The organism is Polaromonas sp. C04 (assembly GCF_002002705.1).
GTDB lineage: Bacteria > Pseudomonadota > Gammaproteobacteria > Burkholderiales > Burkholderiaceae_C > Rhodoferax_A.
The window spans coordinates 39,700-63,942 of record NZ_MUNS01000042.1; the positions used below are offsets into that span (position 1 = coordinate 39,700).

At 67.6% G+C, this 24,243-nt stretch carries 19 protein-coding genes; 10 read left to right on the plus strand and 9 right to left on the minus strand.

Annotation, left to right across the window (positions count from 1 at the left end; all coding sequences use genetic code 11):
* Nucleotides 1–2 precede the first annotated feature (2 nt).
* The 5 genes from B0E49_RS19160 to B0E49_RS19180 are packed head-to-tail and all read left to right on the plus strand — an operon-like array spanning nucleotide 3 to nucleotide 5,187.
* On the plus strand, nucleotides 3–977 hold the full coding sequence (locus tag B0E49_RS19160; protein WP_077564275.1) for an ABC transporter permease: 975 nt from the start codon (nucleotides 3–5) through the stop codon (nucleotides 975–977).
* A complete protein-coding gene (locus tag B0E49_RS19165) occupies nucleotides 974–1,828 on the plus strand; it encodes an ABC transporter permease (RefSeq protein WP_077564276.1) in 855 nt (284 codons plus the stop codon). Before B0E49_RS19160 ends, B0E49_RS19165 begins: the two co-directional genes overlap by 4 nt.
* Nucleotides 1,825–3,468 carry an ABC transporter ATP-binding protein gene (locus B0E49_RS19170; RefSeq protein ID WP_077564278.1) on the plus strand — a complete coding sequence of 548 codons (1,644 nt, stop codon included), beginning with the start codon at nucleotides 1,825–1,827 and terminating at the stop codon, nucleotides 3,466–3,468. Before B0E49_RS19165 ends, B0E49_RS19170 begins: the two co-directional genes overlap by 4 nt.
* Nucleotides 3,469–3,495: 27 nt before the next feature.
* Nucleotides 3,496–4,902: an amidase family protein gene (locus B0E49_RS19175; protein ID WP_077564280.1), complete on the plus strand. Its 1,407-nt coding sequence runs from the start codon at nucleotides 3,496–3,498 to the stop codon at nucleotides 4,900–4,902.
* A gap of 54 nt (nucleotides 4,903–4,956) precedes the next feature.
* Nucleotides 4,957–5,187, plus strand: a complete 231-nt coding sequence (locus B0E49_RS19180; RefSeq protein WP_286138145.1) for a MarC family protein — start codon at nucleotides 4,957–4,959, stop codon at nucleotides 5,185–5,187.
* A gap of 30 nt (nucleotides 5,188–5,217) precedes the next feature.
* Here the strand turns inward: B0E49_RS19180 and B0E49_RS19185 are convergent, their stop codons facing one another.
* On the minus strand, nucleotides 5,218–6,057 hold the full coding sequence (locus B0E49_RS19185; protein WP_077564284.1) for a pirin family protein: 840 nt from the start codon (nucleotides 6,055–6,057) through the stop codon (nucleotides 5,218–5,220).
* Nucleotides 6,058–6,087: 30 nt separating this feature from the next.
* Nucleotides 6,088–7,332 carry a hypothetical protein gene (locus tag B0E49_RS19190; protein WP_077564286.1) on the minus strand — a complete coding sequence of 415 codons (1,245 nt, stop codon included), beginning with the start codon at nucleotides 7,330–7,332 and terminating at the stop codon, nucleotides 6,088–6,090.
* A 117-nt stretch (nucleotides 7,333–7,449) separates the two neighbouring features.
* On the opposite strand from B0E49_RS19190, the gene B0E49_RS19195 reads away from it, so the two are divergent.
* Nucleotides 7,450–9,081 (plus strand): Na+/H+ antiporter, encoded by a 1,632-nt coding sequence (locus B0E49_RS19195; RefSeq protein WP_077564288.1) that lies wholly within the window; start codon nucleotides 7,450–7,452, stop codon nucleotides 9,079–9,081.
* 31 nt (nucleotides 9,082–9,112) lie between these two features.
* Here B0E49_RS19195 and B0E49_RS19200 read toward each other — a convergent pair whose 3' ends face one another.
* The 5 genes from B0E49_RS19200 to B0E49_RS19220 all read right to left on the minus strand — a co-directional run bounded on the left by B0E49_RS19200 (nucleotide 9,113) and on the right by B0E49_RS19220 (nucleotide 15,293).
* Nucleotides 9,113–9,937, minus strand: a complete 825-nt coding sequence (locus tag B0E49_RS19200) for a creatininase family protein (protein ID WP_077564290.1) — start codon at nucleotides 9,935–9,937, stop codon at nucleotides 9,113–9,115.
* A 103-nt stretch (nucleotides 9,938–10,040) separates the two neighbouring features.
* Nucleotides 10,041–11,777 (minus strand): carboxylesterase/lipase family protein, encoded by a 1,737-nt coding sequence (locus B0E49_RS19205; RefSeq protein ID WP_077564292.1) that lies wholly within the window; start codon nucleotides 11,775–11,777, stop codon nucleotides 10,041–10,043.
* A gap of 11 nt (nucleotides 11,778–11,788) precedes the next feature.
* A complete protein-coding gene (locus B0E49_RS19210; protein ID WP_077564294.1) occupies nucleotides 11,789–12,769 on the minus strand; it encodes a Bug family tripartite tricarboxylate transporter substrate binding protein in 981 nt (326 codons plus the stop codon).
* Between the two features lie 30 nt (nucleotides 12,770–12,799).
* Complete coding sequence (locus tag B0E49_RS19215) at nucleotides 12,800–14,077, minus strand: DUF1254 domain-containing protein (RefSeq protein WP_077564296.1); 1,278 nt, start codon at nucleotides 14,075–14,077, stop codon at nucleotides 12,800–12,802.
* Between the two features lie 4 nt (nucleotides 14,078–14,081).
* The gene (locus B0E49_RS19220) at nucleotides 14,082–15,293 is read right to left on the minus strand and encodes a CaiB/BaiF CoA transferase family protein (RefSeq protein ID WP_077564298.1); all 1,212 of its coding nucleotides are present in this window, start codon (nucleotides 15,291–15,293) and stop codon (nucleotides 14,082–14,084) included.
* A gap of 129 nt (nucleotides 15,294–15,422) precedes the next feature.
* On the opposite strand from B0E49_RS19220, the gene B0E49_RS19225 reads away from it, so the two are divergent.
* Entirely contained in the window at nucleotides 15,423–16,394 is a 972-nt protein-coding gene (locus B0E49_RS19225; RefSeq protein WP_077564300.1) for a LysR family transcriptional regulator, read from the plus strand.
* A 155-nt stretch (nucleotides 16,395–16,549) separates the two neighbouring features.
* Here B0E49_RS19225 and aceE read toward each other — a convergent pair whose 3' ends face one another.
* Entirely contained in the window at nucleotides 16,550–19,510 is a 2,961-nt protein-coding gene (aceE, locus tag B0E49_RS19230; protein WP_286138146.1) for a pyruvate dehydrogenase (acetyl-transferring), homodimeric type, read from the minus strand.
* A 148-nt stretch (nucleotides 19,511–19,658) separates the two neighbouring features.
* On the opposite strand from aceE, the gene B0E49_RS19235 reads away from it, so the two are divergent.
* The 3 genes from B0E49_RS19235 to B0E49_RS19245 all read left to right on the plus strand — a co-directional run bounded on the left by B0E49_RS19235 (nucleotide 19,659) and on the right by B0E49_RS19245 (nucleotide 23,219).
* Nucleotides 19,659–20,129: an Lrp/AsnC family transcriptional regulator gene (locus tag B0E49_RS19235; protein ID WP_077564301.1), complete on the plus strand. Its 471-nt coding sequence runs from the start codon at nucleotides 19,659–19,661 to the stop codon at nucleotides 20,127–20,129.
* Nucleotides 20,130–20,213: 84 nt separating this feature from the next.
* The gene (locus B0E49_RS19240) at nucleotides 20,214–20,987 is read left to right on the plus strand and encodes an alanyl-tRNA editing protein (protein WP_077564303.1); all 774 of its coding nucleotides are present in this window, start codon (nucleotides 20,214–20,216) and stop codon (nucleotides 20,985–20,987) included.
* Between the two features lie 54 nt (nucleotides 20,988–21,041).
* Nucleotides 21,042–23,219, plus strand: a complete 2,178-nt coding sequence (locus tag B0E49_RS19245; RefSeq protein ID WP_077564304.1) for a protein-disulfide reductase DsbD family protein — start codon at nucleotides 21,042–21,044, stop codon at nucleotides 23,217–23,219.
* A gap of 4 nt (nucleotides 23,220–23,223) precedes the next feature.
* Here B0E49_RS19245 and B0E49_RS19250 read toward each other — a convergent pair whose 3' ends face one another.
* Nucleotides 23,224–24,240 (minus strand): ABC transporter substrate-binding protein, encoded by a 1,017-nt coding sequence (locus B0E49_RS19250; protein WP_077564306.1) that lies wholly within the window; start codon nucleotides 24,238–24,240, stop codon nucleotides 23,224–23,226.
* Nucleotides 24,241–24,243 lie beyond the last annotated feature (3 nt).

Here is a 24,243-nt window from a genome sequence, read left to right on the forward strand (position 1 = left end):
CCATGGACCAGCTCCGTTTCGTGCTGCGCCGGCTTGGCCATGGGCTGGCGACGCTGTTGCTGATCGCGATCATGAACTTCGTGCTGATCCGCGCCGCGCCCGGCGACCCGGCCACGGTACTGGCCGGCGAGTCGGGTGCCGCCGACGCGCAGCTCCTGCAACAGCTGCGCCAGCGCTTCGACCTAGACCGCCCACTGCCGCAACAGCTGGCGACCTACCTGGGCCATCTGGCGCACGGCGACTTGGGCGAGAGCTACCGCCAGCAACAACCGGTGCTCGAGCTGATCATGGACCGACTGCCCGCCACGCTGCTGCTCACCGGCAGCGCCTTCGTGCTGTCGCTGCTGTTCGGCGTGGCCCTGGGCGCCTGGGCGAGCCGGCATGCAGGGCGCTGGCAGGACAATGCGATCAGCACCCTGTCGATGCTGTTCTACGCGACGCCGCTGTACTGGCTGGCGTTGATGGCTGTGCTCCTGTTCTCGGTCTGGCTGCAGTGGTTGCCGGGCTTCGGCTACGAGGCCATCGGCGCTGGCTTCACCGGCTGGGCGCGCGTGCGCGATATTGCGGCCCACCTGGCGCTGCCAGCGCTGTCGCTGGCGACGGTGTACATGGCGATCTATGCCCGCATGACTCGTGCCTCCATGCTCGAGGTGGCGCACCAGGATTTCGTGAAGACCGCACGGGCCAAGGGCATCAGTGAAGGCCGCATCCTGCGCGCTCACATCCTGCGCAACGCGCTGCTGCCGGTAATCACGCTGGCCGGCATGCAGGCCGGCGCGATGGTTGGCGGCGCCGTGCTGATCGAAACCGTGTTCGCCTGGCCCGGTATCGGCCGGCTGCTATACGAGGCGCTGGCGCAGCGTGACTACGCGCTGCTGCTCGGTACCTTCCTCGTCACGGCAGCGATCGCCGTGCTGTTCAACCTGTTGACCGACGTGGTGTACACGCTGGTCGACCCGCGGATCGAGCTGTCATGAAGAATCCTTTCCTGGGCGCCTTCGTCCGCCGGTTCCGGCGCAATCATGGCGCAGTCGCCGGGCTCGGGGTGCTCACCGTCGTGGCGCTCATGGCGCTCTTGGGTCCCCTCTTCGTCGTCCACGATCCTTGGGCGATGGTTGATCGTCCGTTCGTGCCACCCTTCACGGTCAACGGTCTCCTCTTTGGCTCCGATACCATGGGTCGCGATGTCGCTGCAGGACTCATCTACGGCGCGCGGGTCTCGCTGCTGATCGGCCTGGTGTCCACCTCGGCCGCGCTGCTGATTGGCGTCACGCTGGGCGCGCTGTCCGGCTACCATGGTGGCTGGATCGACACCACGATCACGCGTTTCACCGAGCTGTTCTCTGCCGTGCCGGGATTTGCGCTGGCGGTGGTGTTGGTGGCGATTTTCCAGCCTACCATCTACTCGGTCGTTGCTGCCATCGCTGCCATCTCGTGGCCACCGGTGGCGCGCCTCGTGCGCAGCGAGTTCCTGAGCCTGCGCCAGCGTGAGTTCGTGCAGGCCGCGCTGCTGTCCGGCCAGGGCAGCTGGCGCATCATCTTCACACAGATCTTGCCCAATGCGGTCTCGCCCATCATTGTGATGGCCTCGCTGATGGTGGCCGGGGCGATCCTGCTCGAGTCCGCGCTCAGCTTCCTGGGTCTAGGCGACCCGAACATGATGAGCTGGGGCTACATGGTCGGTACCGCGCGCACCGCGCTGCGCGAAGCGTGGTGGATTGCTGTGGTGCCAGGCGTGGCTATCGCGCTCACGGTACTGGCGTTGAACCTGGTGGGCGAGGGTTTGAACGACGCGCTGAACGCGCGCCTGCACGGGAGAGTCCGATGAACCCGATCCTTGATATTCAGGCCTTGAGCATCCGGTTGCCGGACGGCGCCGACCGCGTGCTCGCGGTCGAGGCTGCCAGCCTGACAATCGAGGCTGGACGCACCTTGTGCGTGGTGGGTGAGAGCGGCTCCGGCAAGTCGATGATCGCCAATGCGGTGATAGGCCTATTGCCCCGGCCGCAGGTGGCTCCCGTTGCCGGGCGCATCACCTTTGGAGGACGCGACCTGCTCGCGCTGCCCGAGCGCGATTGGCGTATGCTGCGCGGCCGGCGCATCGGCATGATCTTCCAGGAACCGATGACCTCGCTGAACCCGGTGATGCGCATCGGCGAACAGATCGGCGAGGTGCTCGATGCGCACCGGCCCTTGCCGCGCGCCGAGCGCCACCAACGCGTGCTGGCGGCACTGCGCGACGTCGGGCTGCCCGACCCCGCGCAAATCGCGAATAGCTTTCCGTTTCGCCTGTCGGGCGGCCAGCGCCAGCGCGTGATGATCGCCGCCGCCCTGATTCTCGAGCCGACGCTCTTGATTGCTGACGAGCCGACCACGGCGCTCGACGTCACCACCCAGGCCCAGATCCTCGCGCTGATCCGGGACCTGCAGACCCAACGCGGCATGGCGGTGTTGTTCATCACCCATGATTTCGGCGTGGTGGCGCAGATTGCCGACGACGTCGCGGTGATGCAGACCGGCCGCATTGTCGAAACCGGTCCAGCGGCGCAGGTGCTGCGCGCACCGCGACACTCCTATACGCGGCGCCTGATCGAGGCCATTCCGCACGGCAGCGCGCGCGTCGGCGCCGCGGCGGCCGCGAAACCACCATTGCTTGAAGTGCAGGCACTGGTCAAGACCTATCGCAGCGGCGCCGGCCTGCTGCGCCGCGGCCGCACGGTGGCGGCGGCCAGGGATCTGAGCTTCACACTGGACCCCGGCGAAACGCTGGGGCTGGTCGGTGAATCGGGTTCGGGCAAGTCCACCGTGGGCCGCTGTATTGCAGGCCTGCTGCCCTTCGACAGTGGCACCATGTGCTTCGACGGCCAGCCACTCGCACCTGAACTGAAGCACCGCGGCCCAGCACTGCGCGGGCGCATCCAGATGGTGTTCCAGGATCCGTACGCCTCGCTGAACCCGCGCCATACGGTCGGCTCGGCCATCGCCGCAGGGCCCATCGCCCAGGGCCGCTCACGCCCCGAGGCGCAGGCGCTAACCGCGGAGCTGCTGCAAAAGGTGGGCTTGCAGCCCGACGCTGCCGGGCGATACCCGCATGAATTTTCCGGCGGCCAGCGCCAGCGCATTTGCATCGCGCGCGCGCTGGCGATGCGCCCCCAGCTGCTGGTGGCCGACGAGCCGGTATCGGCACTCGATGTCTCGGTGCAGGCTCAGGTGCTAGAGCTGTTCGACCAGGTGCGGCGCGAGTTCGGCCTGGCGATGCTGTTCGTCACGCACGACCTGCGCGTCGCGGCACAGATGTGCGATCGCATCGCGGTGATGCAGCGCGGCGCGATCGTCGAGATCGGCGCCACCGCACAGGTGCTGCAGGCGCCGCGCCACCCCTATACGCGCGAACTGATCATGGCCGCGCCGCGCTTTCATGAGCCGCCGGCCGATGCTTCTTGCATCGCCGCAGTGCAGCTTGCCTGATTCAACCCAAAACCCGGAGAGACACCCATGACGCAACCCCTTTGGCGCTGGAGCGCCACCAACCTGGCCGAGGCCATCAGGAATAAACGGTTCAGCGTGCGCGAAGCCACACAAAGCGTGCTGGCCCGCATTGCCGAAGTCAACCCGCGCGTCAACGCGCTGGCCGAGGTGCTGGCCGAGGAGGCGCTCGACGCCGCCGACGCCGCCGACCGTGCCCTGGCTCGCGGCGACACTCTGGGGCCGCTGCACGGCGTACCGGTCACCATCAAGGTCAACATCGATACCGCCGGCCACGCGACCACCGACGGCGTCGTCGCGGCCAGGGACAACCTGGCCACGACCGACTCGCCGCTGGTCACCCACCTGCGCCATGCCGGTGCGGTGATTGTCGGGCGCAGCAACACGCCGGCATTCTCGCTGCGGTGGTTCACCGACAACGAGCTGCATGGCCGCACGCTGAACCCGTTCGATGCCAAGGCCACGCCCGGCGGATCGAGCGGCGGCGCCGCGGCCGCGGTTGCGACGGGCATGGGCTCCATCGCGCACGGCAACGACTACGGCGGCTCGATCCGCTACCCAGCCTGGGCCTGCGGCGTGGTGGGCCTGCGCACCACCGTCGGCCGTGTCACGTCGTACAAGGCCAGCGCCCCGAACCGCATCATCAGCAACCAGCAGATGTCGGTGCAGGGCCCGCTCACCCGCACCGTCGCCGATGCGCGGCTGGCGCTGCAGGTGATGGCGCAGGGCAGCCCGCTGGACCCGCAATGGACCCCCGCGCCGCTGGAGTACCCGGACACTCATCGTCCGCTCAAAGTGGCATTGTTCAAGCGGCATGCCGCCTATGACGCCGACCCGACGGTGGTGGCCGCGGTCGAGCAGGCCGCCGGCTGGCTGGCCGCTGCAGGCTGCGAGGTCGAGGAGGTCGAGCCGCCGCACTTCGAGGAAGGCGCGCGGCTGTGGCGCCATCTGGTCATGGAAGACATGCGCCGCGGCGGCCAGCCCGCGATAGAGGCCATGGCTGACGCCGGGACGAAGGCAGCGCTGCGCGGCTACATGAAAGGCCTGCCGGTCTGGGACCGCGATGCCTACCTCGATGCGCTGACGCGCCGCTTCAACATCTGCCGCGACTGGGCCGTGTTCCTCGAACAATACCCGGTGCTGCTGATGCCCAATTCGTGGCAGCGTCAGTTTCCTGTCGATGCCGACCGCGTTTCGGCGCAGCGCGTACACGAACTGATTGCCGCACAGAGCCCGCTGCTGGGCACGGCCATGATGGGCTTGCCCGGCCTGGCCGTGCCCACCGGTTTGGTGGACGGCCTGCCGATCGGTGTGCAACTCGTGAGCTCGCGCTTTCGCGAAGACCTCGCGCTGCGCGCCGGCGAGATCATCGAGCGCGCGGCCGGCTTCTCGGCGCTGGACCATCTGGCAGCCTGACCCCCTACGCGCGAAGCCCTGCCGATGGACCATATATTCCTGTCAGCATTCATCTTGCTGCTGCTGCTCGCCTCGCGCCAGCCCGAACACATACTCTATTGGACTGGCGCGCTGACCGCGGCCATGGTGGTTTCGGGCGGGATGCTGCTCGCTGCCGACCAGATCCGCCGGCTCCTCGGCAACTCGATGGTCAGCGCCATCGAGAAGTTGATGGGGCTGGTGTTGACCGCGATCGCGGTCGAGATGATTTTGGCCGGCTTGAAGAACTACTTTTTTGGGAACTGAAGCCAGGGACGTCCTGCCAGTCGCTGACGTTCAGAACGGAACGCCGTCCAGCGTGCCCATTTTCCCGCTCGCATAGTCACGCCGGGCCTGGGCCAGACGTTCCGGCGTGTCCATCACGAAGGGGCCGGAGAACAGGATCGGGCCTTCGACCGGCGCGCCGCCGAGCAGGGCGACATCGAGCGGCTGCTGCGCGGTCGCGGCGATGCGCACGCTGGCGTCGCCCGATGTCAGCAGCGCCAGGCTACCGGACCCGACGGGCGGCTGCGCGCCGCGTTCGAGGAAGCCATCGAGCACGTAGAGGCCGAGCTCGGCGGTGGCATCGACCGTCAGCGTGATGCTGGCGCCGGGCGCCAGCCGCAGCACCGCCCAGGTGGTAGGCGAGGCCAGCTTCATGGGGCCTTCGACGCCGTCGACCCGGCCCGCCAGCACGCGCACCTGCGCGCCGTCGCGCGCAATTTCCGGAATCGCGGCGGCACGGAACGAGGCATAGGCCGGCTCTACCAGTTTTTGTGCCGGGGGCAGCGCGGTCCAGAGCTGCAGGCCGTGGCGCCCGCCCTGCGGCTGTTCGGCGTGGATCGTGCCGCGGCCGGCGCGGATGTGCTGCGCGTCGCCGGGCCCCAGCCGGTCGGTGCGCCCCATGCTGTCGCGATGCTCGACGCTGCCCTCCAGCAGGTAGCTCAGCACCTCGATGCCCGCGTGCGGGTGCGGCCGGTCGCCGATACCGCGCCGGCTCTGGTGGCGGTAGTGATCGATGAAGACGAACGGCCCCAAGTGGTCGCGCCCGCTCGTCGGCAAGGCGCGCCACAGCAGCATGTCGCCGTCGTCGATCACGCGCTGGCCCGGCAGGACGCTGGTGATGGTGCGTGTCATGGTGCGGATCCTTCGCTGGTGAATGGATGGCTAGTGGGTGGTGGCGCGGACGCCGCCGCTGATTTGCAGCGAACCGATCTCGCCCTGCAGCTCCACCGGTGCAATGCCCTTGCCGTGGGTCACGACGCCGCCCGCAATCACCACCTCGGCCACCGAGCCGCCCGGCTTGATGCTCAGGGCAATGGCGCTGAGCGATACCACCACGCCCTTGACCAGCGAATCGCCGGTGGCGCCAAACGTCTCGATGCCACGGTGCACGTGCAGCGAGCCCATCGGCTGGCTGACCTGCACGCCCACGGCGCCGTCGGCATGGGTGGTGATGCGGTCGAACACGGCCCGGCCGAGGGTGCCCGCATACAGGTTGAAGCCGCGCGCGCCCTGGCCGAAGGTTTCGATCGGGGCCTGAACGTTCAGTTCGCTCAAGCCGCCGAAGTTCACAAAACCGATGCCGCTCGGGCCGAACGAGGTGAGTTTTTCCTGTGCCTCCCAGCGATCGACCTGGCCCCAGTTGTCCAGCACCATGTCGTTCACGCCATAGGTCGTGACCGGCCCGAGGTTGCGCACGCTGTCCACATAGGCGCCGTGCACCGTGAAGACGCCACCGGTGATCACATCCGGCGTGCCGGGCGCAATGCGCCCGTCGCTGTACACCGGCCCGGTCTCCAGCCGGCGCACGCTGAGACCGCCCTGGCCGAAGCCCGGGCCGCTGACAAAAATGCCGCTGCCGATGACCGGGGCCGACGCGCGCCCCGCCGACAGGCCGATCAGGTCCGCCGTGATGACCACCTGCGGGTCGGCCTGCATGTTCCACAGCGTGAAGGCCCCCTGGATCACGTACACGCCGAAGCCCTGCGGGCGGTCGCCCTGGGCGCGCGTGTCGGCGGCGGCGACATCCAGCCCCGCAACCTCCACATGCCCGCTGCGCACCTTGTCGTGCGCCAGGATCTGCACCTGCCCGACCGTCACCAGGTCGGCCAGCCGGATCACGCCCAGGCTGCCCATCCCGGTGTCGTTGTAGATGGCCCGGCGCTCGGGCGCCGCCTCCAGGCGCAGGCGGCGCACCGTGTTGTCGGTGGACAGCTGCAGGCCGTCCTGGTTGGTTGCGAAGGTGATGGCGGCCTGGCTACTCTCACCTTCGAGGACCTGGCCCGGGGCCAGGCGAAAACCCGGAACGTCGGCCAGATGGCCCTGCACCACGATGGTGTGCGGCTCGGCCTTTCGAGCCGCGGCGAGCAGCCCATCAACGCTGGAAACCAGGGATTGATGCAACGCCATGGCAGACTCCTTGGATGGTGATTTGATAAAGACAGCGAAGAGTACGCCACAAATGTGTCGGATCAAGGGCCCCACCGCAAGTTCCGGCGCGGCCGATCCAGCAAGCAGGGATCAGGAATGGAATCGGTCGAATTGGTGTTGGTCATGTTGCTGGCGGTGGTTGCCAGCGGCTACCTGGTGCGCGTTGCGCCGTTCTCGCTGCCGCTGCCGCTGGTGCAGATCGCGCTCGGCGCGCTGATCGCGGGCGGCTTCCACCATGGCGTGACACTGGATCCGGAAATCTTCTTCCTGCTGTTCCTGCCGCCGCTGCTGTTCCTGGACGGCTGGCGCATCCCGAAGGACGGCCTGTTCCGCGACCGGGGCGCGATCCTGGCGCTGGCGCTGGGGCTGGTAGTGTTCACTGTGGTCGGGGCCGGCTTCCTGATCCACTGGATGATCCCGGCCATGCCGGCGGCGGTGGCCTTCGCGCTGGCCGCCATCGTGTCGCCGACCGATCCGGTGGCCGTGTCGTCGATCACGGCGCGGGCGCCGATCCCGAAGCGGCTGCTGCATATCCTGGAGGGCGAATCGCTGCTCAACGACGCGACCGGACTGGTCTGCTTTCGCTTCGCGGTGGCGGCGGCCGTGACCGGCAGCTTCTCGCTGGCCTCGGCCTCACTCACTTTCCTGTGGCTGGCGCTGGCGGGCCTGGGGCTGGGCGTCGGCGTGACGCTGGTGGTGAGTTCCGCGCAGCGCTGGCTGTCGCAGCATGTCGGCGAGGAAAGTGGCTCGCCCATCCTGATCAGCCTGCTGATCCCGTTCGGCGCCTACCTGCTGGCCGAGCAGTTGCAGGCCTCAGGCATTCTGGCCGCGGTGGCGGCGGGCGTCACCATGAGCTACGTCGAACTGACCGGCCGCGCGCTGGCGACCACGCGGGTGCAACGCGCAGCGGTCTGGAACACGGTGCAGCTTGCGTTGAACGGCACCATGTTTGTGCTGCTGGGCGAGCAACTGCCCGACATGCTGCGCGGTGCGGTGGCATCGGTGAGGCAAAGCGGCCATCTGAATCCGGGGTGGCTGGCGGTCTATGCGCTGGCCATCACGCTGGGGCTGGCGCTGCTGCGTTTTATCTGGGTCTGGGTGTCGCTGCGCCGGGCCCTGTTCAAGGCGCGCCGGCGCGGCACGCCGGGAACCCGGCCGCACTGGCGGCTGCTGCTGGCGACCTCGCTGGCCGGGGTGCGCGGCGCCATCACCCTGGCCGGCGTGATGACCCTGCCGCTGCTGATGCCCGATGGCACGCCGTTCCCGGCGCGCGACCTGGCCGTGTTCCTGGCCACCGCGGTGATCCTGCTGTCGCTGCTGATGGCCAGCGTGGGACTGCCGCGGCTGCTCAAGGGGCTGGTGCTGCCGGAAGAGCCCACCGCCAGCCAGGAAGAAGACCTGGCCCGCCACGATGCCGCCATCGCCGCGATCGCCGCCGTCGAGAAGGTGCAGCGTGCCGAGCTGCGCGAAACGTTTGACGCCGACCTGCACACCCAGGCCGCCGCGCGCGTGATCGCGCTGTACCAGCGCCGGCTCGATGGCGGTGCCACCGGCGAGAGCGCCGGACAACTGCGCAAGGCCGAGCAGATCGAGCGCACGCTGCGTGTGGCGGCCCTGCAAGCGGAGCGCGAGGTGGTCTTCAACCTGGCACGACATCGCCGGATCTCCGACGAGACCTCACGCCGGCTGGTGCGCGAGATCGACCTGATGGAGGCGCGCTACCGCTAGTGCAGCAAAGGGCCGCGCTGGATGAGCAAATTCAGCCGGGCAGCACCGGACCATCCACCAGCGTGGACAGCGGCAGCGCCGCGACTTCCTGCAGCAGCAGTGCGAGCTGCCGTCCCGCCGCGTCGACTACGGCCCGGCCCTTGTCGGCCGTGGCCGCCGCCGCGTTGCCCACCGCGCCCGCGGCGTTGTAGTCCTGCATGGCCCAGCCGAGCTTGGCGCTGCGGCCGTTGCCCAGGATCGGGTATTGCGCCGCGCGCACCTGCGAGGTCGACTTGAAATCGCGCGCCTGCGCCATGTCCACGAACTGCGGTCGCAGCGCCAGCATCATCGAGGTCTCGATCTCGCCCGCATGGATGCCGAAGCGGTGCTCGTCGGCGCTGAACAGGCCGTCCACCGCCTCGCCCAGCGGCAGGCTGTACCAGCTGGCGCTGTAGACGAGCATGCCGGCGCGCGTGCGCAACTCTCGTGCCACGATGTCCATCAGGCTGACCTGGCCGCCGTGCGCATTGAACAGCACCAGCTTTTTGACGCCCGCGCGGGCCACGCATTCGCCGAGCTCGATCCAGCTCGCCGTCACCGTGGCGAAAGACAGCGTCAGCGTGCCGGCAAAGGCCTGGTGCTCGGGGCTGTAGCCCACCGCCTGGGTTGGCAGGAACAGCACGGGCAGCTCTGCGGGCAGATGGGGCAGCGCGGCCGCGATCACGCCATCGACCAGCGTCTGGTCCACGGACAGCGGCAGGTGCGGCCCATGCTGCTCGGTCGCGGCCACCGGCAGCACGGCCACGGTACTGGCGGCGTCAAGCCGCGCGAAGTCGCGCGTGTTCAGGTCGGCCCAGAAGCGGGATTTGAGTAGCATATTTATATTTTATTACCCGAATCCGTGAGCCCAAGAGTGAGGTAGCTCACCCCACGGGCACGGTCGATTTCGGCGCCTACCTCTTTTGACCTGGGCCACCTCGTTACTTCGCCGATATGCGCGCAGCGTCGTTGTCGGCGTTGAAGACGATGCGTGAGGGCCAGGGCTTCCAGACCGTGCCTAGCGCGTCGTTGTTCGGGTCACCGGTGCGTGCGAAGGCACCGATGGTTTTCATCATCACCCTGGAGAGGGCCAGGCGACCCGACCGGTTTGCCTTCGTGAACATGATGTTCGAATACAGCGAAGGTTCGAAGTTGCCGAACACGAAGGGCAGATCGAATGTGTGCGCGGCGCCATAAATCGTGTCGAAGGGCTTGGGCAGCCGGTCCCAGTCGAACTCGTAGAACCAGACGTCGGGCTGCCGCGACCGCAACGCATTCAGCGCGTCGTCGCGGATTGCCTCGAACCAGATCCGGCCGAGCTCGGCCGTGCGAGCGTTGAAACCGGTGCCCGGCTTGTTGGCCGGCAGGTAGGCCGGCGGGATCCACTGCTCGATGGTTGTTACCGGTGGTGCCTCGGGGATGTAGTGCGAGACAAGGGCGAACACGGCCGCATCGTCAAGCAGGCGGCCGCTCACGCCGCCAAGGTTGGGGCGGATGGCGAGCAGTTGCGGGAACAGTTTTGTCTCGTCGCGCGTGTTGCCCGCGAGGACGGGTACCTTGACGTAGTGCCCTGCGCGGATGGCGGCGATCGGGTCTGGAGCGACGACCCACCCATCCGGGATCGGGTTCGACGTCGCCATGCCCCGCGGCGCGAGCCCCGTGTGGACGGTGGTAAGGAGCGTGTCGGCGGAGCGCCCGCGCAGGTACGCCGCCATCACCTTCGCGCCGTGCGTCTCGACGAGCCCACGCGCAGCGGCCTCATCGGCCGCCTGGCCGTCCGCGACAAGCGACTGCAACAGCAAGGTGTTGCCGCGCGTCGCCCAGACCGACGCCGGCAGGACACCCGGGATTGAGCCCTTGGGCAGCGTGGCCGCGGTCGAGATGCCGCCGCTCAACACGACCACACGCTGAAAGAGCGGCGACGCCCGCGCGGCGAGCATCGGCGAGGCGAGCAGGGCGTAAACGTTCACGGCGCCGGCCGACTGTCCCATCAGCGTGACGCGGCCTGGGTCGCCGCCGAAGCTGGCGATGTTGCGCTGGACGAATTCAAGGCCTTTGACAATGTCGAGCAGCGCAAAGTCGCCGGAATCGTTCTCGGCGTTGCCGGTCTTGAGTTGCGCCATGTTCAGGAACCCGAAGATGCCGACCCGGTAGGCGACCGAGACGACCACCGCGTTCTGGCTTTTCGCGAGTGCACCGCCGTCATAGACGGGGTCGGCGGTGTAGCCGGTGATGTTGCTGCCGCCATAGACCCAGACGATGACCGGGCGCGGTGTGGCCGAGGGCGTGGATGGCGCCCAGATGTTGAGGTAGAGGCAGTCCTCGGAGCCGACTGTCTTCCCGAGCCTGCTGCCGATCGTCCCGTCGTAGCCGTTGCTTGCGCCGGGGCTGTACAGGCGCCCGGTCTGCACGCAGGCCGGGGCGAACGCAGTAGCCGGCCGGGCCGTGGTCCAGCGATCAGGATCCACCGGCGCCTTCCAGCGCAGATCGCCCACCGGCGGCCGGGCGAACGGCACGCCCTTCCAGCTGTACGTGCCTTCGGAGGTCGAGGCGTCGGCGCCGACGACCGGGCCGAACGATGTGTCGCGCTGCAGGGCGTTTCGCGTGCCGGCAAAGTGGGCGCAGCCGTGTAGGAGCGCAAGCGCGGCAATCGCGCCCGCCAGGAAGATGCGCGTCATGGCAGACCCCCTCACTCGTCGACGGTGATATTCGCCGCCTTGATGAGCTGCGCCCACTTACGGGTTTCGCCGTCGATGAACGCGCCGAACTCGGCGGGCGTGCCGCCGCGCAGCTGCAGGCCGACGGCATCGACCTTCTTGCGGATCTCGGCGTCAGCGAGTGCCGCGTTGGTCTCGGTATTGAGCCGCGCGATGATAGGGGTGGGCGTGCCAGCGGGCGCCATCAGTCCGTACCAGCCGTAACCCACGACGGCTGGATGGCCTTGCTCGCGAAAGGTCGGCGCCTGCGGGTACACGGACGTCCGCTCCTCGGTGGCGACCGCGAGCACGCGCAGCTTGTTCGCCTGGATGTGCGGCAGCGCGGCAGAGATCGCCGTGAGGGTCGCGTCGATGCGACCCGCCAGCAACTCGATGTAGGCGGGCGCGTCGCCGCGGAACTGGACGTTGATGCCCTTGACGCTAGCCGCCCGCAAGAACAGTTCGGCCGTGAGGTGCGGAGCAGAGCCGACGCCCGGCGAGCCGAACGTCAGACCCTTAGGCTTGGTTTTGCCGTACTGGATGAATTCGGCCAGCGTCTTGTAGGGTGCATCGGCGTTGACAATGAGAAACAGCGGCGCGATGGCGGTGCTCACGATTGGCGCGAAGTCTTTGTGCACGTCGTAAGGCAGCTTCTTGTAGAGCGCCGCGCCGATCGCGATCGGCGCGGCTGCGTGCAGGATCGTGTAGCCATCGGGCGCCGCGCGCGACACGTACTCGTTCGCGATCCTCGTTCCGGCGCCCGCCTTGTTCTCGACGACGATGCTTTGCCCAAGCTTGCCCGACAGGTATTGGCCGAGCAGGCGCGTCAGGATGTCGCTCGCGCCGCCGGCGCCATAAGGCGACACCAGACGGATCGGGCCCGACGGCCATGCCTGTGCGAAAGCCGGCAGGTCGAAGGAAGAGGCGAGCGCGGTGGCGGTGGCGCCCAGAAGGCGCCGGCGGTTGATGGTCATGGTTGTCTCCTTTTGATATTTTCCGGTCACTTACAGGCGTCGCAGCGGTGGGTAGGCGTAGCGGTACTCGAGGTGGTCGGCGTGCGGCTGGTACAGGCGCAGCACGACGTAGAAGAGCTCGCCGGGTGGCGCGGGGAGCCAGTTAACGCCGGGGCCGGGGTCGGCAGCCTGCAGGCGGATCGCCAGGCTTCCGTCGGCGTCATAGCTGAGGCCCGGTGTGCGGTCGCCGATTGAATATCGGCCGAGGGCATTGGCCACGAACAGACAGTCGCTGCGGCGGTACAGGGTGAGCGACCAGAAGGCGCCGACTTTCGGGCCTGCGCCCGGTGGGAAGCGCAACTCGTAAGCGTAGGTGCCGTCGAGCGGCTTGCCGTCGGCATCGATTTCGGCGGTGGGGTACATCGCCTCCTCGACGCCGAGAGCGCCGATGAAGTTGCGCGCCACCCGTGCCCGGGTCAAGTAGTCCTGGCCCCAACTGGTGCGCACGGTGACCGGGATCGCCCAGCCGCCGCCAAGCTCGTGCGGCTGGGCGTGCCGGCGCAACTCATCGAAAACACGGGGCAACAAAGCCGCGAGCGCCTCGGGCGCCACGGGCCAGTCCGGCCGCTCGCCGACTGGTGGGGGATTGCGCGCAAGCGCCTCATCGACGAGGGCCTCGTACAGCGTCGCCGACGGCACCTCGACGGGGTGGCCGTCGAGTCGTGTGTCAACGCGCGTCGCTGCGTCGCGTCCGTCGAGGCGCGAAATCCGCAGTTGATCCTGCAGCACCCGCACGCGCGCTATATCGGCTTCGTCGCTGTCGACCAGGATGCGCCCGATGATCCAGACGTCGGCGCCGGGCGCCGTGATCACATGGGTGACGTCGTCCGATGAAGTGCCGTGCCAACCCGGGCTGTGGACCAGCGTGCGCTGGCGGTGACTGCCCGTGGTCCTGCGGCCTACGTAAGCAAACGGGTTGGTCCAGGCATCAAGCAGCCCGAGCGTCCAGTACCGCTCGCCCATGTCGGGCGAATCGATCAGTACCGGGCCTTCCGATAAGTCCAGCCACGCATTGCTGTAAACGGTGTCGTTGTTCGGGCTCACGACCTCGCGGTCGTTCGGTCCGAGCCGCCGATGCGTGTGCGTGAACTGGTTGACCCAGCGCAGAGGCAACGCACGGTCGTCGGAGGCGAAGCCGAGCACGGCGTGCCGGCGCGCCGTTGTCACCGCGCGCATGCGCATCATCTCGAAGAGCGGCAACGTCTGAATGACCGCGCCGCGGATGGTCGCGTCGATCGGTGCGTTGTGAAGGATTGATTCGTCGTTCATGTTTTCAGGCCACGACGCCCGCGCGCCGCAGTTCCGCGATTTCGGTGTCGTTGTAGCCAGCCTCGGCGAGCACGGCGTCGGTGTCCGCGCCGCACGCGGGGGCGGCCGGCAGAATGGCATGCGGCGCATTGCCGAGGCGATAGGGCAGGCCCAGGGCGCGGTAGTGTGTGCCGTCGACGGCCTTGGCCTCGACGAGGATGCCGCTCCCCTCGATGTCGGGACTCGCCAGTACCTGGCCGTACGTGCGAACCGCGCCTGCGACGATCTGGTGGCGACCGAGCAGCGTCACGCATTCGTCGCTGGTCATGTCCGAGAAGCACTCGCGCAACACTGCGCGCAGCGCGACGCGGTGCTCGACCCGGCGTGCGTTCGTGCAAAAGCGCGGATCGGTGACGAGTTCCTCGCGGCCCATCACGCGGCACAAGCGTGCCCAATGCTCGTCGGCATAAGCCGAGAGCACGATGTGCCCATCGTGCGTCGAGATAACCTCGGCGGCCGGTGCGTTGTTCGGCTGGCCGTCGCCGATGCGAGTCGGCTCCGGCGCGCCGCCCAGGTAGTCGCACCAGGTGGTGGCCTGCAAATGCATCGCGACTTCAAGCAGCGAGGTATCGAGCGTCTCGCCGACGCCGCTCTTCTCGCGGCCGTACAGAGCCGCGAGCACCGCTTGCGCGCCGAGATGTGCCGCCGCGGCGTCGATGATCGGCACGCCGACCTTCTGCGGCGGCCGGTCGGGCTCCCCGGTAACCGACATCAGGCCGCTCTCCGCTTGCGCCGCGATGTCGTAGCCCGCGCGGTCGCGCGAGGGCCCGCGACTGCCAAAGCCGGAAATCGAGAGGTAGATCACCCGCGGGAATCGCTCGCGCACGGCGCGCGGGCCGATGCCGAGCTTGTCGACAACGCCAGGACGCAGGTTCTGGATCACAACGTCGCTGCGTGCGATCAGGCGCAATGCTGCCTCGCGGCCCGCATCGCTCTTGAGGTCGAGCGCGATCGACCGCTTGCCTCGGTTGTAGGCACGAATCATGGACTCACCGTATCGGCCGATATGTCGGGCCTGGTCGCCCGCGAGTGGCTCCACCTTGATCACACTTGCGCCGAGATCGGCGAGTGCCATGGCGGCGCCGGGGCCAGCGATGTACTGGCCGAGGTCAACTACGCGCACCCCACTCAGGGGCGCGGCGGGTTCGAGCGAATCGACTGTTTGTTCGGTGTTCATCGGCACTGATAATAGGCTCCACAGCCATTCGTGAAAACTCAATAATCCTGATCTCATGATTACCAATAGTGATTGCTTCATCCAGGGTTGGCGTCGAGCATTCGCGGTTGAGGGCGCGAGGGAAGACGCATGACCGGCGGCGTTGACTACCTGGTTCGCAGGCTGCGGCTAAGGCACCTAGAGTTGCTGGTCGCGCTGGCCGAGACGGGCACCACGCGTGGGGCTGCCGACCGTCTGCACCTGAGCCAACCCGCGATCAGCAAGATGCTGAACGAAATCGAGGGCGGATTTGGAGCACGCCTTTTCGATCGCAGCCATCAGGGAGTCCAGGCGAATGCGTTCGGGGTGGCAGCCGTCTACCGGGCTCGCGTGATCCTGAGCGAACTTGCGCGGGCTCAGGACGAGATCGACGCGCTGCGCGCCGGGGCAGCTGCGGTGCTGCGCGTGGGAGCGCCGTCGGTGACTGTCACCGTGCCGGCAGCGGTCGTGCTGCTGCGCGCGCGCATGCCCGCCGCCTCGGTGCAGATACGCGAAGGGCGGGTGAGCGAGCTGATCGAGCGATTGCTCGACGGCGAGCTCGACTGCGTGTTCGGCGCCGTCACCCCGCAGCTGCTGTCGAGCGACCTCCTGCCGTTACTGCAGTCGGAGCTGCTCCTCAAGGACCAGCTTTGCGTGCTGGCCGCAGCCTCCAATGTGAACGTGCGGCGGCGCGGGCTGCGCTGGGCCGACCTGCGATCGGCGCAATGGGTGGCGCCGCCGAAAGAGACTCTGGTGCGCCAGGCCTTCATGACCGCCTTCTTGAACGACGGGGTCGAGCCGCCTGAGCCAGTGATCGAAGCGATGTCGTCAGTCACCGTTGGCGCGCTGCTGCGCATGGACCCGTCGCTCCTGTGCGCGGTGCGCTTCGAGCACGCGCGCGACGAGGTGGCACGGGGCAACGTGCGCAGGGTGCCGGTGTTACCGGCGATATCGCTGCCGTCGCTGGGTCTTTTCACACGCCGCGGAGCAATTGGGCAGCCGGCAGTGGTACAGGAGTTCGCACGCGCAATCCGCAGGGCGGGAGCAAGCGCCGGTCCGAAAGCCGCGCGTCGAAGCCGCTGAGCGGGTTGCAGTTGCTTCACCAAGGCCCTCATGCAAAATTGTTACCTCATGGTCCGTGCGGGGTCGAAGTGGCCCTCATGAATCGCCCCCATCGGCCATCGGCGAGTACGCTTGAGCATGCTATTGGCTCGTTCGGGTTAAATAAACGGCGCGCGCTACCCGTGCTTTGCAAGGGCATGCAGGGCCACGCGCACGATGCTCTTCGCATCCACACCAAAGTGCTCGCGCAGCGCCGCGCGCGTGTCGCTGCGGCCAAAACCGTCGGTGCCGAGCGTGAGGTAGCGCCGGTCCGCAGGTACGAAGGCGCGGATGCTCTCCGGCACCGCGCGCACGTAGTCGGTGGCCGCAACGATCGGGCCTTGGCTGGCCTGCAACTGCTGCGCGATGAAGGGGGTATCCCGTTCGCCCTGAGCTTGTCGAAGGGCTTCGACAGGCTTTTCCTGAGCTGAGCCGAAGGGCTCAGCCCGAGCGGTGTCGAGCGCGCACTGCTCGCAGGCCTGGCCGTCGCGCGCGAGTTCGCTCCAGCTGGTGATGCTGAACACCTCCGCCGCGATGCCCTGCGCGGCCAGCAGTTGCGCCGCCTTGACGACCTCGGTCAGGATCGCGCCGGAACCGAGCAACGTCACGTTTTTGGATGTTTTAGTGCTGTATCCCTTATCGGGCGCTGGCAAGTAGCTATTGAACTTATAGCAACCTCGAATCACCTCGGCTTCGACCCCGGCCGGCAGACTGGGCTGCGCGTAGTTCTCGTTCATCAGCGTGACGTAGTAGAAAACGTCCTTCTGCTCGACCAGCATCTCGCGCATGCCGTGGTCGACGATCACCGCCATCTCGCCCGCAAACGCGGGGTCGTAGGCGCGGCAGTTCGGGATGGTGGCCGCCACCAGGTGGCTCGTGCCGTCCTGGTGCTGCAGCCCTTCGCCGCCCAGCGTCGTGCGCCCCGAGGTGGCGCCCAGCAAAAAGCCGCGCGCACGCTGGTCGGCCGCGGCCCAGATCGCGTCGCCGACGCGCTGGAAGCCGAACATCGAGTAGTAGATGTAGAACGGCAGCATCGCCAGGCCGTGCACGCTGTAGCTGGTGGCGGCGGCCGTCCAGCTCGCGATGGCGCCGGCCTCGCTGATGCCTTCTTCCAAAATCTGGCCGTCGAGCGCCTCGCGATAGCTCAGCACCGAGCCGATGTCCTCGGGCGCGTAGCGCTGGCCCACGCTGGAATAGATACCGATCTGCTTGAACAGATTCGCCATACCGAAGGTGCGCGCCTCGTCGGCCACGATCGGCACGATGCGCGGCCCCAGTGCCTTGTCTTTCAGCAGGCCCCCGAGCAGGCGCACGAAGGCCATGGTGGTGCTCATCTCCTTGCCCTGCGCCTGCAGCGCGAACGCGGCGTAGCTGTCGATGGCCGGCACGGGCACCACGTCGCACGCCGTCTCGCGCTTCGGCAGGTAGCCGCCGAGCTGCTGGCGGTGGCTGTGCAGGTACTGCATCTCGGGGCTGTCGGCGGCCGGCTTGTAAAAGCTCAGCGAGGTGACCTGCTCGTCGGACAGCGGCAGGTTGAAACGGTTGCGGAATTCGATCAGGTCGGTCTCGTCGAACTTCTTTTGCGAGTGCGTGGTCATCTTGCCCTGGCCGCCGCTGCCCATGCCGTAGCCCTTCTTGGTGTGCGCCAGGATCACGGTGGGCTGGCCAGTGTGAGCCGCCGCCACGCTGTAGGCCGCATGGATCTTCACCAGGTCGTGGCCGCCGCGCTTGAGGCGGTCGATCTGCTCGTCGCTCAAGCCCTGCGCGAGCCGCGCCAGCTCCTCGTTCTGGCCGAAGAAGTTGTCGCGGTTGAAGCGCCCGTCCTTCGCGGCGAAGGTCTGCATCTGGCCGTCCACGGTGTGGGCGAAGGCGCGCGTCAGCGCGCCTGTGGTGTCGCGCGCGAACAGGCCGTCCCAGTCCGAGCCCCAGACCAGCTTGATCACGTTCCAGCCGGCACCGGCGAAGAGCTTTTCCAGTTCGTCGATGATGCGGCCGTTCCCGCGCACCGGGCCGTCGAGCCGCTGCAGGTTGCAGTTGACGACCCACACCAGGTTGTCGAGCCGCTCGCGCGCGGCCAGCGTCAGCGCCGACATGCTCTCGGGCTCATCCATCTCGCCGTCGCCGAACACGCCCCACACGCGTCGCTTGTCGACGTGTATTCCGTTCTCTTTGCGGCCTTCGCAATTCAAGAGCTTGCGGTGCGTGAGGTAGCGCATGAAGCGCGCGTGGTAGATCGAGCTGATCGGCCCGATGCCCATGGAGCCGGTCGGGAACTGCCAGAAATCGGGCATCAGGTACGGGTGCGGGTAGCTGGTCAGGCCGCGCGCGCCCTGGCCCGTTTGGGCCGCGGGGGCGGTGAGTTCCTGGCGGAAGTGCATCAAGTCCTGCTCCGTCAGGCGCCCTTCCAGATAGGCGCGCGCGTACACGCCGGGCGAGCTGTGCGGCTGGAAGAACACCAGGTCGCCGCGATGATTGGCCCCCACGCTTGCCACTTCCCCGGCATCGGCGGCAGCCGATGACGCAAGTGCTGCGATGGACGTGCCGCTGCCGGAGACAGCGGCTCTTCGCCCCGTCCCGATGTGCGCAGGCACATCGGGAGCCGCGGGGCTTAGCCCCGAGGGGGCGCTGCCTTGCTCGGGGCGGCCCAGCGCGGCGGCACCGTCATTGCGCGCGTGGAAGAAATGGTTGAAGCCGACCTCGAACAGGTCGGCCGCGCTCGCGTAACTCGCGATGTGGCCGCCGAGCTCGCCATAGGCCTGATTCGCGCGCACCACCATGGCCAGCGCGTTCCAGCGCATCAGCGAGCCGAGACGCTCCTCGATCGCAAGATCGCCCGGGAACACCGGCTGCTGATCGACGGCGATGGTGTTGAAGTAGGGCGTGGACAGCTCGGGCCGCCAGCCGATGCGCCCGGCGCGGGCGAGCCGGGCCAGTTCACCCAGCATCTGGCGCGCACGCGCCGGGCCCTGGCTGGCCACCAGCGCGAGGAACGCCTCGCGCCATTCGGCGGTTTCCTGGGGATCAGGGTCGGTGTCGACAGCGAGGGATTCGTTGGGCATGGCTGAGAGCAGGACTTGAGAGGGAATGGGCGCGTTCATGGCGGTGTGGCAAAAGCAGTGTGACAAAGATGGGGAGCTTCGTACAGGCACTTTAGGCCAGCGGCCGCGAAATGTGGTTCGCCAGTAGGCCCCTGATGGCAAGGACGCCGGCATAAAATGCCGTCATTTCCATGATTCAAAGCCAAACATGAAACTGGACAGCCTTGATCTGCGCATACTCGACGAGTTGCAGCGCGACGGCGCGCTGACCAATGTGGAACTCGCGCGGCGCGTGCACCTGTCGCCCTCGCCCTGCCTGGCGCGCGTCAAGGCGCTGGAGGCCTTTGGCGTGATCGACCGCTACGTGGCGATCGCGAGCGCGGCCGCGCTCGGGCTGGGCCTGAACGTGTTTATCTCGATCAGCCTGCGCAGCCAGGGCAAGGAGTCGCTGGCCGAATTCGAGCGCCGCATCGCCGAGCACGACGAGGTGATGGAGTGCTATCTGATGACCGGCGACAGCGACTACCTGATCCGCGTGGCCGTGGCCGACATTGGCGCGCTGGAGAAATTCATCCTCGAGCAGCTCACGCCGATTCCCGGCATCGAGAAGATCCGATCCAGCTTTGCGCTCAAGCAGGTGCGCTACAAGACGGCGCTGCCGCTGCCACCCGGGAACTGACACACGCTGCCTGCGCGGAAACGGCACCAGCGCCGCAATACACCCGCGGGGGCATGAAAAAAGCCCCGCCGCTATCATTCCCGCATGACCCAAGACCTTTTCCGCGAGGATGCCTACCTGGCCGAGTGCAGCGCGAGCGTCACCGCCATTTCCGGGCAGGGCATCGTGCTGGACCGCACCGTGTTCTACCCGCTGGGCGGCGGCCAGGCGGGCGACGCCGGCGTGCTGGTGCTGGCCGACGGCAGCGAACTGGCGATTGCCGATACCCGCAAGGGCAAGGATGCCGACGGTAAATTTACCAACGATATCTGCCATTTGCCCGGACCGGATCAGCAGAATTCGCTATCAAAACTGAAACCCGGCGATGCCGTGACGGCGCGCATCGACTGGGCGCGGCGCCACCGGCTGATGCGTTTTCACACCACCACGCACCTGCTGTGCCACCTGGTGCCGCAACTGGTGAACGGCTGCTCGATCACGCCGGACTATGCGCGGCTCGACTTCAACATGACCGAGCCGCTGGACAAGGAAGTATTGAGCGCCGGCATCGCGCGGCTGGTGGCCGGTGCGCACCCGATTGAAGTGGGCAGCATCACCGATGAGGAACTCGACGCCAACCCGGCACTGGTCAAAAGCATGAGCGTGCAGCCGCCACGCGGCACAGGGCGCATCCGCACGATCCGGATCGGCGCCGCGACCGCGGACGCCGGGCGGATCGGCGCCGACACGCCGATCGACTTTCAGCCCTGCGGCGGCACGCATGTGGCGAACACGGCCGAGATCGGCCAGGTCGTCGTCACCAAGATCGAGAAGAAATCGGCAACCACGCGCCGCGTGGTGCTGGGCTTTGTGGAATGACTTGACCCGCCCGCGCGACTGAACCAAAGGCGCCGCGCGCGCTCCTATATGGCAATGACTGTTTTTCAACGCTTCTTCCGTTTTCTGTTAGCTATTACTTTCATAGCCGGCAGCGCTTTATCCACGGGGGCCAAGGCCCAAATCACGCCACAAACCAAGGCTGGCACCGTGGTCAGCACCGAGCGCGTGCGCGCCGAGCTCATGGCGCAGGCGCCGGACGGCGTGGTGCCGGGCCAGTCGGTCTGGGTCGGCCTGCAACTGGCGCACCAGCCCCATTGGCACACCTACTGGAAGAACGCGGGCGACTCGGGCCTGCCGACCCAGCTGCAGTGGACGCTGCCGCCCGGCGTGACGGCCGGCGACATTGCCTGGCCGGCGCCGCAAAAAATCACCATCGGCACGCTCGCCAACTACGGCTACGAGGGCACGGTGCTGCTGCCGGTGCCGCTCACCATCGCGCCGGACTTCAAGCCGCCGCTGTTCGCCAGCGACCTCGAGGTCAAACTCAAGGCCTCGTGGCTGGTGTGCCGCACCGAATGCATTCCCGAAGACGGCGAGTTTGTGCTCAAGATTCCGCTCAAGGGCTCGACCGCGCTCAACCGGGCGGCGTTTGAGGCCGCGCTGGCGGCCCACCCGAAACCGCTCGTGGGCGACAGCCAGGTGCAGATTGCGGGCGACACCCTCAAGGTAAGCGTGGCCGGCCTGCCTGCCGCGCTACAAGGCAAGACGCTGGCGTTGTTCCCCGAGACGCCCGAGGTGATCGAGACGGCGGCGCCCTTCACACAAGCCTGGCAGGGCAATGTCTGGACCGCGCAGGTGCCGCTCTCCAGCCAGCGCAGCAACAGCCCGGCCGTGATGCCTGTGGTGCTCGAATACCGCAGCGGCGACGCCGTTGCGGGCTATCGGGCCGAGGCCAAGGTCCTGGGCACCTGGCCAAAGCTCGCCGCAGCAGCCACCGTTTCGCCCGCACTGGATGCCGCGCTCAAGGCCAACGCCGGCGCCGGCGCGAGCCCGACGGGGCCGGCCGGCCCCTTGAGCCTGGCGGCCGCCCTGCTGGGCGCGCTGCTCGGCGGCCTGCTGCTGAACCTGATGCCCTGCGTGTTCCCGGTGCTGGCCATCAAGGTGGTCGGCTTCACGCGCCACGCGGGCGACCGGCGCGCCCACAGCATCAGCGCGCTGGCCTACACCGCGGGCGTGCTGGCCTCGTTTCTGGCGCTGGGCGCGCTGATGCTGGGCCTGCGCGCGGCCGGCGAGCAGTTGGGCTGGGGCTTTCAACTGCAGTCGCCCGCGGTCGTGGCGGCGCTGGCGGTACTGTTTACCGTGATCGGGCTGAACCTGGCGGGGCTGTTTGAATTCGGGCGCTTCGTGCCCCACCGCGTGATGCTGCTGGAAGCCAAAAACCCCGCGGCGAACGCGTTCCTGTCGGGCGTGCTGGTGGTGGCGATTGCCTCGCCCTGCACCGCCCCGTTCATGGGCGCATCGCTCGGCCTGGCCGTCGCACTGCCCGCCGCGCAGGCGCTGGCGGTGTTCGGCGCCATCGGCTTCGGCATGGCCTTGCCCTACCTGGCGGTCGGCCTGGTACCGGCGGCGGCACGCCTGCTGCCGCGACCCGGCGCGTGGATGGACACCTTTCGCAAGCTTATGGCCTTTCCGATGTTTGCCACGGTGGCCTGGCTGGTCTGGGTGCTGGGCCAGCAAAGCGGCATCGACGGCGCCGGCGCGCTGCTGGCGCTGCTGGTGGCGCTCAGCGCGGTGCTCTGGGCCTTCACGCTGGCGGGGCGTTCGCGCATCGCGATTGCTACGCTTTCGATAGCTGGTTTCGCTTTACTGGCGGCGGCTATCGGGCCAAATATCATCAAACCCCTGGAGACCGCGCCGACCGTGGCGGCCACTGAGCGCTGGCAGCCGTGGGAGCCGGGCCGGGTCGACCAGATCGTGGCCCGCGGCCAGCCGGTGTTTGTCGATTTCACTGCCGCCTGGTGCGTGACCTGTCAGTACAACAAGAAGACCACGCTGGCCAACGCCGCCGTGCTGGCCGACCTGGCGGCCAAGAACGTGGTGCTGCTGCGCGCCGACTGGACCCGGCGCGACCCGGCCATCAGCGCCGCCATCGGCCGGCTGGGCCGCAGCGGCGTGCCGGTCTATGTGATGTACAAGCCCGGCAGCGCCCCGCAGGTGCTGTCGGAAGTGCTGAGCGTGGACGAGGTGCGTTCGGCCATCGCCCGGCTCTGAAAACTCAGCTGCCCTTGCGGGTCTGGAACGCGGGCACGAACATGTCCGACCATTTGGCCGGTCGCGTCTTGATGGTCTTGGCCTTGTCCATGAAGGTCACGTAGTCCATCAGGCCATTGGGCGTGGTGCTGAACTGGGTGTCCTTGTCGGCCAGGATCTGCTCCACCTCGGGCTGGGTCATCTTGATTTTGGAGATGCGCAAGAAGGTCTCGGCCGCGCCCTTGCGATTCGCGACGATGTAAGCATTGGCCTCTTCCTGCGCCGCCATGAAGGCGGCCGTCAGCTTGGGGTTGGCCTCGGTGAACTGCTTGGGCGCGAACACCACGTCGAGTGTGATGTTGCCGAGCAGGTCCGACGAATTCAGCACGCGCGTGATCTTCGGGTCCTTGGCTTCCTGGTAGGAGAACGGCGGCGAGGTGAAGTGCGCCGTGAGCTCGGTCTTGCCGCCCAGCAGCGCGCCGACCGCATCGGGGTGGCTCAGGCTCACCGTGAGCGGATCGAGCTTGGCATAGTTCTCGATGCCGAAGGTCTTGGCCGCCGCCATCTGCAGCACCACGGCCGACAGCGAGGTCTTGATGCCGGGAATGGCGATCTTGTCCTTGGCCGTGAAGTCCTTCAGCGACTTGACGTTGGGGTTGTTGGTGTTGAGCCAGAGCGACGAGGTGCTCAGTGCCCCCAGGCCGATCACTTCCGAGCGCGGAATGCCCTGCGCCTTGGACCACAGCGTGATGAAGCCGGGCGCGCCGGTGCCGGCGATGTCGAGGTTGCCGGCCAGCATGGCGTCGTTGATGACGTTGCCGCCATCGAGCGTGAGCCAGGTAGTCTTGACATCGCCCAGGCCCATTTTCTTGGCCTGCTTCTCGATCAGTTGCTGGTCGCGCATGACCATCAGCGGCAGGTACAGAATGCCGTAGCCGTGCGAGATGCGGATGGCGGATACTTCCGCACGGGCGCTGCCCGCGAAGGTGGACAAGGCCAGCGCACCGGCGGCGACCGCGGTGGTAAATACACGTCGTTTCATTCT